This window comes from Verrucomicrobiales bacterium (genome assembly GCA_016793885.1).
GTDB lineage: Bacteria > Verrucomicrobiota > Verrucomicrobiia > Limisphaerales > UBA11320 > UBA11320.
Map to the genome: position 1 here is coordinate 1 of JAEUHE010000198.1, position 12,871 is coordinate 12,871.

Annotated in this window: 13 protein-coding genes; all 13 read left to right on the forward strand. The window is 57.5% G+C overall.

The genetic code is table 11. From position 1 onward, the window contains the following. A partial coding sequence (locus JNN07_22840; GenBank protein ID MBL9170587.1) for a hypothetical protein occupies positions 1-505 on the forward strand: 505 nt, incomplete at its 5' end. Next, positions 502-1,320: a hypothetical protein gene (locus JNN07_22845; protein ID MBL9170588.1), complete on the forward strand. Its 819-nt coding sequence runs from the start codon at positions 502-504 to the stop codon at positions 1,318-1,320. The genes JNN07_22840 and JNN07_22845, both read left to right, overlap by 4 nt. Before the next feature lie 7 nt (positions 1,321-1,327). Beyond that, on the forward strand, positions 1,328-1,945 hold the full coding sequence (locus JNN07_22850; protein ID MBL9170589.1) for a hypothetical protein: 618 nt from the start codon (positions 1,328-1,330) through the stop codon (positions 1,943-1,945). After that, positions 1,926-2,765 carry a hypothetical protein gene (locus JNN07_22855; GenBank protein ID MBL9170590.1) on the forward strand — a complete coding sequence of 280 codons (840 nt, stop codon included), beginning with the start codon at positions 1,926-1,928 and terminating at the stop codon, positions 2,763-2,765. Before JNN07_22850 ends, JNN07_22855 begins: the two co-directional genes overlap by 20 nt. Before the next feature lie 9 nt (positions 2,766-2,774). After that, positions 2,775-3,704 (forward strand): TrbI/VirB10 family protein, encoded by a 930-nt coding sequence (locus JNN07_22860; protein ID MBL9170591.1) that lies wholly within the window; start codon positions 2,775-2,777, stop codon positions 3,702-3,704. Beyond that, positions 3,701-4,249, forward strand: coding sequence for a hypothetical protein (locus JNN07_22865; GenBank protein ID MBL9170592.1), 549 nt, complete (start codon positions 3,701-3,703; stop codon positions 4,247-4,249). The genes JNN07_22860 and JNN07_22865 overlap by 4 nt, the downstream gene beginning before the upstream one ends. An 8-nt stretch (positions 4,250-4,257) precedes the next feature. Beyond that, positions 4,258-4,680, forward strand: coding sequence for a hypothetical protein (locus JNN07_22870; protein MBL9170593.1), 423 nt, complete (start codon positions 4,258-4,260; stop codon positions 4,678-4,680). Between the two features lie 26 nt (positions 4,681-4,706). Then, a complete protein-coding gene (locus JNN07_22875) occupies positions 4,707-5,594 on the forward strand; it encodes an ATP-dependent Clp protease ATP-binding subunit (protein MBL9170594.1) in 888 nt (295 codons plus the stop codon). A 4-nt stretch (positions 5,595-5,598) separates the two neighbouring features. Further along, on the forward strand, positions 5,599-7,053 hold the full coding sequence (locus tag JNN07_22880) for a type IV secretion system DNA-binding domain-containing protein (GenBank protein ID MBL9170595.1): 1,455 nt from the start codon (positions 5,599-5,601) through the stop codon (positions 7,051-7,053). 503 nt (positions 7,054-7,556) lie between these two features. Then, complete coding sequence (locus tag JNN07_22885) at positions 7,557-8,843, forward strand: ATP-binding protein (GenBank protein ID MBL9170596.1); 1,287 nt, start codon at positions 7,557-7,559, stop codon at positions 8,841-8,843. Between the two features lie 115 nt (positions 8,844-8,958). Continuing rightward, positions 8,959-10,710, forward strand: a complete 1,752-nt coding sequence (locus JNN07_22890) for an SAM-dependent DNA methyltransferase (protein MBL9170597.1) — start codon at positions 8,959-8,961, stop codon at positions 10,708-10,710. Continuing rightward, positions 10,707-12,017, forward strand: a complete 1,311-nt coding sequence (locus JNN07_22895) for a restriction endonuclease subunit S (GenBank protein MBL9170598.1) — start codon at positions 10,707-10,709, stop codon at positions 12,015-12,017. Before JNN07_22890 ends, JNN07_22895 begins: the two co-directional genes overlap by 4 nt. After that, the coding region (locus JNN07_22900) for a type I restriction endonuclease subunit R (protein MBL9170599.1) at positions 12,014-12,871 on the forward strand (858 nt) is incomplete at its 3' end. The genes JNN07_22895 and JNN07_22900, both read left to right, overlap by 4 nt.

The window sequence follows — 12,871 nt, forward strand, 5'->3', positions numbered from 1 at the left end:
CCAGTCGCGCACTGCCAGCGCCAGTATCGCCAATTCTGCTCTGGCCTTCGCGTATCAGGGCCAAGGCATGTACCAGCCGGTGGGCGGCAACTTCGTCAGCGGGGATGGCCAGGCCATTTCTCGTCCCGACGTCTTCAAACCCGAGGCCGCCATCTTTCAGGCGGTGTCGAATCACGATGCGGTGCACGAGGATGTGATGCGCCGCCGCCAGATCCTGCGAACGGCGATGCGGGGCTCCCTCACCCAGCTGCAGACGGCAACCACCCACGCCGAGGTTCAGAAAGTGACGGGCGTCATCCTCGCCGAGGTAGCAGAGCTGGAAGCGACGGATCGCGAGCTGATGTTCTCTGCCCAGCAAGCTGTGCTATTGGATATCCAGAACCGCGCTGACAAAGAGCGTCAGCAGAAAGCCGTTCACCAGGAGCAAGCTCAGGAGATGACCGAGAGCCTGCGCCACTTTACCTCCGCCTTGACCCCACCCTCCTTCATCACCAGGCAGCCATGAATCCACTTATTCCCTACCCTCTGTTCGAGTTTACCACCCTCTACAAGCTGCTTCTTCCCGTCGCCGCCTTCTGCTGCGCCGCAGGCTTGTTGGCTCAATTGCGCCAGGCTGGCGCGCCCCAGGAGAAACTCATGATCATCATCAAAGCAGCGGCTCTGGTCGCCCTCCTCGCGAGCTTCGACCCCCTCGTCCAGACTGTTAAGTCGAGCGTCGATACGATCGTGCATGACGGCCTGCGCGCAGCTCCTGAGCAGACCCTCCAGAAGTTCGCTACAAAGATGCTGGCCCTGGACACGCAGTCGGGCGGCAGTTCGCTGTGGGATAAACTCACCCGCACGAGCGAGGTGATTTATCATGGTTTCCTCGTCGGGCTCATCACCTTCGCGGTGCTGTGCGCCTTCGCCATCTACTTCCTGGCATATCTATCCCAGGAGCTGGCTCTTGAGTTTGGGATCGGGTTCTCACCTCTGATGGTTGGGTTCCTCTTCCTCTCGTCGACCCGCTCGATTGGAGTTCGCTTTCTGCTCTACATGCTCGCGATCGCGCTGTTTCCCATCGGCTGGGGGGCCGCCTCGCTGGTCTCAGAGCGGCTGATCGACCTGTCAACGGCACATCAACTCGTCGGTGTTCAGGGGGCCGACGCCCACACCCTGGCGGTGGCGTTCCGCACGTTGCTCGCCTCGCTGCTCCTGGCCATCTGGCTGGTGCTCAGTACGTTTGTTGCACCTTTCGCCATCGTGGCGATGGTGACATCAGGCGTGCATATCAATGCCGATCCCATCCGATCGGCCCTGAGCAAACTGGGACCTCGCTAACCTACCTATGAAACCCCCGCGCCCCTTTGAGCCCACGCGGCTGCTCGTCGACCTCAACTACGCGGCGAAGATCTGGTTTCTGCTGTTCCTAGTCGCGACCGTCTCCCTGGTCTGCTCGCTGATCATTCAACTATCTCCGCCAACGCGGGTTGAAACCCGCTACATCGTGGTCGACAGCCGAGGCGCCACGACGATGGGATATAATGTTCGGCTGCAGGATGCGACCAATGTGCATTTTCGGGCCGCAGCCGATGCTACTTTTGCGCTTCTGAACCGTCGGCCGAGCGGCTTTGACCAACCGGAGCTGCTAGCTGAATTGTTCCAGCCCGCCGCCTTGGAGAAGGCCCGTGCCTGGTCGGATCGGGAGAAGGCTGAGCGGACCTCCAAGTCGATCCACCAGAAGGCTGAGGCCAGCCATTACGAGTACGGGCAGCTGTCGGATGGCCGTGCGCTGGTTACGATTAAGGGCCAGCTCATCCTGGTCGGAACCATCGGCTCCCAGCACCTCGTGGAATCGACTCGCTTCCAGCTGGAGCTTCAACTAGCGCTCAACCCCGACCTTACCTCAAACGCCCGCCATCCACTCCTTGTCAGCAACTTCCGCTATGAACAATCCCCTCGCTAAAGCCGCCTTACTCGCAGCCATGCTTCACCTCCACGTCCTGCTTACCCCCCAGATACAGGCGCAGGTGCTCGTCACCAATCTGCCCCTCGATGCGGAACGGCCGATGGAGGTGCCTGTGGGCATCGCGAACGTTACCACCATCAGCTTCCCGTATACCATCGAGGCGATTGACGCGGCCGGAGTCACGACCGATGGCCGAGCACCTGCGCTCTTCCAACTGGCATATCTGCGCCTGAACAGCTTCTTCTCTGTTCGCGCTTTGCTTCCCGGGGCTATCGCCAACGTGAATGTTCGCTCTGCCCAGAAGACCTACGTGCTGGTGTTAAAGGAGAGCAAAATGCCGTGGCTGGCGGTGAATTTGAGTAAGCGTTCGGCAACGGCACCTACGTCTCCGGCCGCGCCGCCGCTCTCGGCAACGCAGCTTTTGGGGCTGATTGATCGTGCGCGCAACTATGAAGCTTTGAAACAGCATCATCCGGAGCTGGTTGCGGACGTGACCTTCGCTCGGCCTCGATCCACCACCGATTACCCGGACTTCCTAGTGCGATTGGACGAAGTGTTCCGATTTTCCGGCGCCGACGCGCTGGCTTTTCACGTCACGCTGAGGAGCAAGGTCCAACGCGAGGTCCGTTACCGGCCCGGATCCTGGCAGGTGCGGGTCGGGGACCATCTGTTCCCTCAGGCCATCGCCGATGGCAACGGCGTCCTGCCGCCACTGGGCGAGCAGAGGGTCTGGTTTGTGATCCAAGGCGCTCCCGACGGCCAGAGAACCCACCTCTCGGTTAACAACGCCTTCGTGATTTTGGTTAACCTCAACTAAGGCCAGCTCATGAACAGCTTTTCCTTTCGGCGCGCTGTCGCCTTTCTCTCGCAAACGTCAGGTGGGCGCGCCCTGTGTGCGGTCGTCCTAGGCGTCCTCGCCATCGGCCTCGTGCGCGGATGCAGTTCCAAGCCCGTGGTTCACGAGTTGACTATCCCCCCGTCGAAGAACACCTGGGGAGAAAAGCGCGAACAAACCGACCCGATACTTTCTTCTCCAAGCCAGGAAAGGTCGGCTCCGAAGCCCTCGGCACCGAAGGCTGCTGAGCCTCTGCCTCCCATCAGTCTCTACGCGACGCCTTCAGCCGACACGCCTCCGGACGTTTCCCTCCCGCTGATGCCCACCGGCCGAATGGTGGCCTGTCGCCTGGTAAACACCGTTGACTCGTCATCGCTGGAGACACCGATCATTGCGCTAGTTTCCGAAGACGTTTGGTTTGCGAAGCGCCTGGCCATCCCTAAGGGGACCGAGATCCTGGGGCGCGCTCAGCCGAATCGCCTGCGCGACCGCATCGCCGCCCAAGGGGAATGGACCCTGGTGCTTCCCTCCGGAGAGGAGCTGAGCGTCACCGGGATCGCCCTCGATCAAGATCGAGACGGGGAGAAATGGGGCCCGACGGACGGGACTGCAGGGCTGCGGGGAAAGGTCATGAAGGCCGACAATCTGGAGGAGATGAAGCTCTTTCTGGCGACCTTCTTGGGCGGCATGGCCGAGCCCTTTAAACAGCGTCAATCAACCGTGTTCGGCAGCCAGATCGCACCGACAGCACAGAACGCCGCGCTCTCGGGCGTTGGCGAGGTCATCAATTCCTACGCCGCCCAGGTCCTCCGCACCATCGAGGCCCAGGCGACCTTTGTCAGGGTCGCCTCAGGCACCGATTTTTGGCTTTTTACGACGCAGCCCCTCACCCGTCCCAAGTCCTCCCCATCTAACCTATGAATATCAAACTCGCACTGCCCTTGCTGGCCCTGACCGGCTGTATGAACTCTAAGCCTCCGACATTTGTGGTTCGAGAGGTCCCAGTCGCTGTCAGTTCCACCAACTCCCTGCACCGGCTTCGTTATCCTTCGACCTACCGGGCGATCTCGGTCGGCCGGCGGCCGGATCCGGCCAATCCCGACATTCTCCATGACAGCTATGTCCTCTACATTCGCGACCAGCCGGAGCGCTGGAACTTGCGGCCCTCCGAACACCAGCTGGATCTCCCCGGCGCGCCCCGTCCCGCGGCCGAGGTACCTCTGCCGCTGGATGAACAGCTTCGCCTTGAACTTCGAAAGCAGAAGGCGGCGACACAGGCGGTCGAGGAACAGTCACAGCGCCTGCAGATGGTAACCGAGAGCATCCCGCCCCTGGTGCGATCCACGGCAACTATCGCCACCAACCTCGCTGGCTGGCAGCAGCGCTTTGAGGAGCGGCTTCGGCTTTTGGAGGCGGAGCGCTTTGCATCCAACGCGTCGACCTCACTCATCCTCACCAACCACTGATCAAAACTATGCACGCCAAGTACGAAGCTATGATCGACGGGATCGACTATCGCACCATCGAAGCCTACCTGCTCAGCCCGACGTCGCCCATCCACTACATCATCCATGCCCGAGAGCGGGAGATGCTACCGGAGCTTGCCGCCTATTTGGAAACAGCGATTCAGCAAGGAAAAGCCACGCCGGCAGACATCCGCGGGCTTCTCCTACCTCGGATCGACCGAGGAGATCTGCTGGTCACCGCTACTCGTCCCTTACTCATTCAACCGGAACGCCTCGTGCCGACCGCGCAAATCCCTGCGGATTCCTACTGTCACGTGATCTACATGCCTCCGTTCTATATCTCGCATACCGAGGGCATCTTTGAGTCGATGAAGCTCAAACTGGAAACGAAGCCCGAGGTGCCTCGTCAAGGGCCACGGATCAAACCCTAGGACCGGAACCCCTCGAATAAGGGATCATGAAACCTATCTCTTCCCTGGTGGAACAGCTGCAAAGGATCGAGGAGTTTTTGGCCGCACGGGTGCTGGGACAAGCTAGCGCCATCTCTGATATAGGTTCGCTCACGTGCGCCTGGCTGGCAGGCGTGATCGAGCGCGCCCCCCGCCTCCTGCTGCTGGGGCCAACGGGGGTTGGAAAGACGGCGAGCGCTGAAGCCGTGAGCGAAGCGATCTCGGGCAAGGGACCCGAGCGCTTCGATATGAGTGAGTTCTGCGAGCCCGAGGCAACCCGATGGTGGCTAGGCGACCGATCAGGAGACACGGGGCGGCTAGCTCCACTGCTCCAGCGCCGGTCACGCACCGTTGTGCTCTTGGACGAAATCGAGAAAGCACACTCGACCGTCATCGACCTACTTCTGCCGATGCTGGAACCAGGCCACCTCACCCTGGCAGGTGGGCAGCGGCTGGATCTGCGCGAGGTGATGATCCTGTGCACGAGCAACGTCGCCAGCGGCGCACTCGTGGATGTGCACGCAATCACCAAGAGCGCTCAGGCAGAACATGTGCTCGCTCAGGCCAGGCGGGAGCTTCGGCCTGAGCTCATTAACCGATTCGACGCCGCGGTCGTCTTTCACCCGTTGGACGTGAACTACCAGGAGAACATTCTCCAGTTGCATCTTCAGGCCTATCTGGAGTGGTTGGTTACAAGAGGGTTCAAGCTGAGGTCATCGCCATCGGTCGAAGGGCTGCTGCTCCTGCGCGGGTTTGACCGGCAGTATGGAGCCAGACCGCTGCGACGAGTGATGCGGCGGATGGTGGGAGATGCGATTGTGGAGGATCTGAAACAGGGAGGGACGGGAAGCGGCAACTTAGTCGTCAGTAAAGACCGTCTGGTCATTCAAAAGTGACGTCATGATACGTGGCAGCCTTATCGTGATCGGCTTAGTTTTGGGGGCTGGCTGGGCATGGGCTTACCCCAGCCACTGGATGTTCGGGGCACTCCCGCTCATTCCGGCAGTGATGCTGACAGGTCGGTGTCCAGAGAAGCCGATAGTCTGTCTGGGTCCCCACCGCTGGACCGCACGGGATTTCGCCCGAGGCTTTTTGATCACGGGGGATACGGGGGCGGGGAAGACCTCTTCAGGGGTGATGCGGCTGCTGCGGGAACTTTTCCAGAACGTGCCCAACTTTGGCGGGCTTTGCATCGACGAGAAAGGCGTCTTTTCCGCCTCACTCCTCGAGCTGGCCGAATACTTCGGCAGGAAGGATGACATTCTCGTGCTCACCGTTCGGCCGGACGACGCGAGTCCCGACTGGAAACCGGCTTGTCGGTTAAACCTCGTTGGGGATCGTCGAATCCCCTACTCCAGCTACGGCCGCATGGTAATCGACATGGCGATGGCGATGGGACAGGAACGAGACCAATCCTTTTTTAGGGAGCAGGCCGAAATGAATATCGCGGCAGCACTCGAGGCCCTGGATGTGGTGGGTCTGGACGTCACTCTGGAGAACATCCACACCCTTTTTCAGAGGGAGGGGGAGCTTCAAGGGCTGGTGGACCATTTGAAACGAGTGGAGTCGCCCGAGGCCGGACGGCTGAGTGCGCACTTCGAGGAACTGCTGAAACAACCCGCAGAGCAACGATCCGGAACGCTGAACACGGTCGTCAATTATGTGCGTCACTTTGCGCAGCCCGAGATCGCCGAAGTCTTCTGTCGCGACTCGACCTTTTCGATTAGCGACATCGATCGAGGCAAGTTGATATGTTTTCAGATGCCCCAACGGTTTATGACCGAACGGCGCTACGTCGGCGTTTTCCTCAAAAGCCTCTGTTTCCTCCACGTGATCCGCCGCTTTGACAAGCCAGCAGCCGAGCGGGCGAACGATAACCTCCTGGTGGCGTGCGTCGATGAAGCGCATCGATTTGTGACGTCTGCTAAGAATGGATTTGGAGAACATCTGGTGGCGGATGTCGTCCGTGAGGCAGGCTGCGCCATCATTTTGGCGACTCAGTCGGTGACGTCCCTCGTCCCGCCATTGGGCAAGGACCTGGCGCAAACGCTTACCCTGAATCTGAGAAATCGCATGGGGTTTACCGCTGCCGACGACCCGGATGCGGAGGATGTCGCGCGCAGAATCGGGAAACGAAAGAAGAAGAAGACCAGCTGGAGCTACGGTAAGGATGGAAGCCGGCGCAATGTTTCCGAGGAAGAAGAATTCATTGTCTCACCTCACGACATTCGCAAGCTCCGAAAGCACGAGTGCATCCTAATCCACGCCTCGAATGGCCATCGCCGTGTCACCCTGCCACCCCTTCGTCCAGATGGCCGTAGACAACGATGGTACCGACCCAGGTGGTTTTGGTAATCCGGGATGCGCGACTGGTCGAGGCCCCGATCAACATCGAAACCCTCCTCAAATGCCGGAGGGATGAAGATGAAGGTCGGGATCTGTGGAGAACGATGAATCGGGTTTCTGAAAACCTGATCCGAGGGGAGTCTCCGACCACCATCGCGACCGTCGGGGAAGGCTCCGGTCGGTCCGGCAGATGAGAGGCATCGATTCCCAGGTAGGCTTGGACAAGGGCATCTGGACATTGGCGGAGAGAGCATTGAGTAGCTCCTTCATTCTCGACTCCGAGAACATCGAGTCGAATTCAGAGTGGAAGGCAGGGGATCCAATGGTTTTGGATAAAGTTGAACGGGCCTTCGATGAATTGTGCCATAAGCAATCCCTCACCGATCCTGCCGTAGGGGAGTTATCAGGTCGTGCCTCATTGTCGTATCCGTAGCACTCTGAACGATAGCAGTTAGGGGCGTGGTCTACATTTTGAAAAGCATTGAGAAGGTTGCATGGGTTGAGGCTGAAATTTGTGCTGTAATCCAAACTGTATTTCCAGAACGTTACTGGATAGAAAATTTGTTCTTGAGCAGTTGGAGTTAGGGACCACTAAATCACGTATGCTGTTTCGAGAAAAGCGGATCGAGCTTGTTCAGAGATCCGATCTGGAAGAACTAATCTCCGAGTCAATAGAAGAAGGTCGAGAGATCGACTACAAACGCGACTTGCCGACCCCCCAAACGGAGCAGAAGAAGGAGTTTCTCCATGACGTTGTGTCCTTCGCCAATACCACCGGCGGGCACATCTGTTACGGAATCACCGAGAGCAACCAACTACCAGAAGAGATCGTCGGAGTGACTACTGCCGGTATCGAAGAACAGATCTTGCGAATGGACTCATGGCTCCGAGACGGTATTGCTCCGCGAATAGCCGGGACGCGGATCGTTAAGGTGCCCGTCGCTGAGGGACGAGTGGTTGTCATCATCCAAATCCCAAGAAGTTGGAGCTCGCCCCACTTGGCCAAACCTTCGTCCCAGTTTTATGCTCGGAACTCCGCAGGCAAATATCAGTTGGACGTTGCAGAAATCAGGACCGCGTTTGTCGCCTCGGAATCGATGGGGCAGCAAATTCGATCGTTCCGCGCCGATCGCCTTGCAAAACTGATCGGCAATGATTTTGCGATTGATTTTACCGGCCCGGCTCAGGTGGTTCTTCATGTCTGCCCGCTAATCTCGTTCACCCCGGGCTTCCAGGTGGATCTCGCCGCGCTCTCGGCTGACGAACGATTTCGAACCCAGCCCGGGCCGTTAGGTGCAAACCAAGAGGCCACTTCGTCACGCTTTATTTTCGATGGTCGTCTCCTGGTCTCCTCTCGCGACTCAGAACCGCAAACATCACACGCAAGCTCGCTCTTCTTCAGAAACGGCGCCATTGAAACGGTAAACTCCCAACTTCTTGAGCTCGATCGGAGAAGCAGATTCATTTCTGAACAGATTGAGCCCGCGGTAAACGAGACGTTGGAAGCCTATCTGGCCTTGCTTTCACACTTTGGAGTTACCCCTCCTTGGGTCGTTATGCTGAGTCTACTCAACGTTCGGGGATATCAGATGGAGAGTAGTTCTCTACCATATTTGAGCGCCAAACCGATTGATCGAGATCACCTGATCCTTCCCGAGGTTCTATTGGATGATGATGCGGGGCCTATAACAAGGGTGATGCGGTCATCCTATGACATTTTGTGGAATGCCTGCGGGATGGCTCGCTGCTTCCTCTATAACGAACAGGGAGATTGGACTGGCCGTGTGGGCAGCGACTAGATCGGTTTCGGATGCTGCACTTGTTTTGCGGCCTCTCAAGGTCAGATGATTCGCTAGCAACCGCGCTCTCACGCTTAAGCTTGAATGGTGGCAACTCCCCCACTATACACCCGGCATGGCAAAAGCTGGTGACCCCAATCTATCCGCATTCATCTGGTCAGTCGCGGACCTCCTGCGTGGAGATTACAAACAATCGGAATACGGCAAGGTCATCCTCCCATTCACCGTGCTGCGCCGTCTGGACTGCGTTCTGGAGCCAACCAAGGCGGCAGTGCTAGGCGAACTAGACAAACGCAGCAAAGCCGGAGTGAACCCCGAACCCTTCCTGCTCAAGAAGTCCGGCCAGCTCTTTTACAACACCTCGTCGCTTGACCTTAAAAAGCTCATGGGCGATCAGGACCACATAGGTGAAAATCTGCGCGCCTACATGCAGGCCTTCTCACCCGCCGTGCGCGATATTTTCGAGAGCTTCGAGTTCCATATCCAGATAGACCGACTCGCCAAGGCGAACCTGCTCTATCTCGTCACCGAGAAGTTCACGACCATCGATCTCCACCCTGACGCAGTCAGCAATGCCCAAATGGGTGCGGTGTTCGAGGAATTGATTCGTAAATTTGCCGAACTCTCCAACGAGACCGCCGGGGAACATTTCACCCCGCGAGAAGTCATCCGGCTTATGGTCAATCTCCTCTTCATCGAGGATGACGACGCTCTGACCAAACCCGGCGTCGTGCGCTCCCTGTATGACCCCACCGCAGGCACCGGCGGCATGCTCAGCGTGGCAGGCGAGCATCTCGCAAGCCTCAACCCAAATGCCCGCCTCGTCATGTATGGGCAGGAACTTAATCCCGAATCCTACGCCATCTGCAAAGCCGACATGCTCATCAAAGGGCAGGACATCGCCAATATCATCTTTGGCAACACCCTGTCGGCGGACGGCCTCCCGGGCAAATATTTCGACTACGCGCTCTCCAATCCGCCCTACGGAGTGGAATGGAAAAAGATCGAACGCGAAATCCGCAAGGAAGCCGAGGAAAGTGGCTTTAATGGACGCTTTGGTCCTGGTCTGCCGCGCGTGAGTGACGGCTCACTCCTTTTTCTTCTGCATCTCATTTCCAAAATGCGCCCGACCAAGGACGGCGGCAGCCGCCTCGGCATCGTGCTCAACGGCTCACCGCTTTTTACCGGAGGTGCTGGGTCCGGTGAGAGCGAGATTCGCCGCCACGTGCTGGAGAACGATCTAGTCGAAGCCATCATCGGCTTGCCGACCGATATGTTCTACAACACCGGCATCAGCACCTACGTCTGGATCGTCAGCAACCGCAAACCCCCCGCGCGCAAAGGAAAGGTCCAGCTGATTGATGCGAGCAGCTTCTGGCAGAAGATGCGAAAGAGCCTCGGCAGCAAACGGAAGGAGCTGAGCCCCGACCATATTGAGGAAATCACCCGTCTCTTCGGCAACGGCAAGAACGTCAAGAAAGACGGTGCGCCCATCAGCCGCATTTTTAAGAACGAAGAATTCGGCTACCGCACCATCACCGTCGAACGGCCCGAGCGCGATGCCAAGGGAAAGGTCGTCCTCGGCACCAGGGGTAAAGGGAAAGACAAGCCCGTGCCGGATGCCAATCTGCGTGATACGGAAAACGTGCCGCTGAGCGAGGATGTGGAAACCTACTTCAAACGCGAAGTGCTGCCCCACGCACCCGATGCGTGGATTGATCACGAGAAAACCAAAGTAGGATACGAAATCCCCTTCAACCGTCATTTCTACGTATTCCAGCCTCCCCGCCCCCTGGCGGAAATTGACGCCGAGCTAAAAACCGTCACCGACCGCATCCTCACGATGATCGGAGGACTGACCAAGTGAGCTTTCCTCGCTACCTGAAATATAAGCCCAGCGGTGTGGAGTGGTTGCGCGACGTGCCGGAGCATTGGGCCATAAAACCCTTGTACTCCTGTGCCGAAGAGAGAAACGAGAATAACAAGGGTATGATCGAAAACAATCTGCTTTCGCTCAGTTACGGTAAGATCGTCCGTAAAGACATTTCATCGAACGACGGGTTGCTTCCAGAATCCTTCGAGACATACCAAATCGTCCGTCGTGGCGATATCGTGTTTCGCCCAACAGACCTTCAAAACGATTGGAACAGTCTCCGTTCGGCAATAGTTGAAGAAACCGGAATTATTACCTCAGCGTACATCGCGACAAAGCCAAACGGTCCGACTCCAAAATACCTGCATTATTTGTTCCGCGTGTACGACACAATGAAAGTGTTTTATTCGATGGGAGGCGGGTTGCGGCAATCGATGAAATACTCAGATTTAAAACGCCTCCCAGTCATCGTGCCACCAATCACCGAGCAAACTGCCATCGCTGCGTTTCTCGACCGCGAGACGGCGAAGATTGATGCGTTGGTGACGGAACAACAGCGGCTGATGGAGTTGCTTAAAGAAAAGCGCCAGGCAGTCATCTCTCACGCTGTCACCAAAGGCCTGAACCCTAAAGCGCCGATGAAGCCTTCCGGCATCGAATGGCTCGGCGACGTGCCGGAACACTGGACTGTCCAGCGCGTAAAATCTCTCACGAACATTTTGCGAGGAAAGTTCACTCATCGTCCTCGCCACGACCCTGCCATGTATGACGGACCGTACCCTTTCATTCAAACCGGAGAAATTAATCAGGCCAATCGTTTCGTCGGGCAATATCACCAAACTTTAAGTGAAGCTGGATTCCAACAAAGCAAACAGTTTCCAAAGGGAACACTGGTCATGACGATAACAGGTGCTGGGACGGCAAATGTTGCAATCCTCGATTACGAGGCTTGCTTCCCTGATAGTATCGTCGGCTTCGTCCCAAAAAACGGCATGGCACTCGATTACTTATATAACCTGTTTGTCGCGATGCGTCAGGCGTTGCTGGAAACTTCCGTTACCAATACTCAGCCCAACTTGAATATTGAACGTATCGGAGCCTTGTTAGCTGTTCAACCTCCGCTTCACGAACAGGCTGACATTATTGCAAGGATCGATAAAGTATCGGCTAACTATGAAGGGTTAATTATCGAAGCCCAGCACGCCATCGATCTCCTGCAAGAACGGCGCACAGCTCTGATCTCTGCCGCCGTGACCGGCCAGATCGACGTTCGTTCGTTCGCGAAAAAGGAAGCCGCATGAGCCTGCATAAGGAAATCAGCTTCGAAACCGAGATTTGCCAGCACCTCGCATCCCACGGCTGGCTCTACGCCGAGAGCGATGGTTCTTCCTACGACCGCGCCCGAGCGTTGTTTCCAGCTGATGCAATTGCATGGGTTCGGGAGAACCAGCCAGAAGCGTGGGAAACCCTCGTCAAAAATCACGGCGATAGGGCATCCGATACGCTCCTCACCCGTCTGCGTGACCAACTCGACCAGCGCGGCACGCTGGATGTCCTTCGCCATGGCATCGAATTACTCGGCCTTAAAAAAGCGCTGAAGCTAGCCGAGTTCAAACCCGCCCTCGCTATCAATCCGGATATTCTGGCGCGCTACGCGGCCAACCGGCTGCGCGTTGTGCGGCAGGTCAAATACTCACGGCACAACGAGAACAGCATCGACCTCGCTCTAGTCCTGAACGGCCTGCCCGTCGCCACGGTAGAGCTAAAAACCGACTTCACCCAGAGCATCAATGATGCAGTAGATCAATACCGCTTCGACCGCCATCCACGCCCCAAAGGTCAGGCACCTGAGCCGCTCTTAACCTTCCCGAGCGGAGCGATTGTCCATTTCGCGGTGAGCAACAGCGAAGTTGCGATGGTTACGCGCCTCGACGGCCCGGCGACCGAATTTCTCCCCTTCAATCAGGGGTGCGACGGCGGCAAGGGCAATCCCGTAAACAAAAACGGCGGCCACCCCACCGCGTATCTCTGGGAACAGGTCTGGTCGCGTGAGAGTTGGCTCGAAATCCTCGGGCGCTACTGCATCACTCAGCGTAACGATAAGAAGCAGATCACCAAGGTAATCTTCCCGCGCTATCACCAGCTCGATGTCACC

Coding starts and splice junctions, on each gene's coding strand:
- JNN07_22855 (MBL9170590.1), top strand. CDS start 1,926: ATGAACAATCCCCTCGCTAAAGCCGCCTTACTCGCAGCCATGCTTCAC.
- JNN07_22875 (MBL9170594.1), top strand. CDS start 4,707: ATGAAACCTATCTCTTCCCTGGTGGAACAGCTGCAAAGGATCGAGGAG.
- JNN07_22845 (MBL9170588.1), top strand. CDS start 502: ATGAATCCACTTATTCCCTACCCTCTGTTCGAGTTTACCACCCTCTAC.
- JNN07_22890 (MBL9170597.1), top strand. CDS start 8,959: ATGGCAAAAGCTGGTGACCCCAATCTATCCGCATTCATCTGGTCAGTC.
- JNN07_22850 (MBL9170589.1), top strand. CDS start 1,328: ATGAAACCCCCGCGCCCCTTTGAGCCCACGCGGCTGCTCGTCGACCTC.
- JNN07_22870 (MBL9170593.1), top strand. CDS start 4,258: ATGCACGCCAAGTACGAAGCTATGATCGACGGGATCGACTATCGCACC.
- JNN07_22865 (MBL9170592.1), top strand. CDS start 3,701: ATGAATATCAAACTCGCACTGCCCTTGCTGGCCCTGACCGGCTGTATG.
- JNN07_22880 (MBL9170595.1), top strand. CDS start 5,599: ATGATACGTGGCAGCCTTATCGTGATCGGCTTAGTTTTGGGGGCTGGC.
- JNN07_22860 (MBL9170591.1), top strand. CDS start 2,775: ATGAACAGCTTTTCCTTTCGGCGCGCTGTCGCCTTTCTCTCGCAAACG.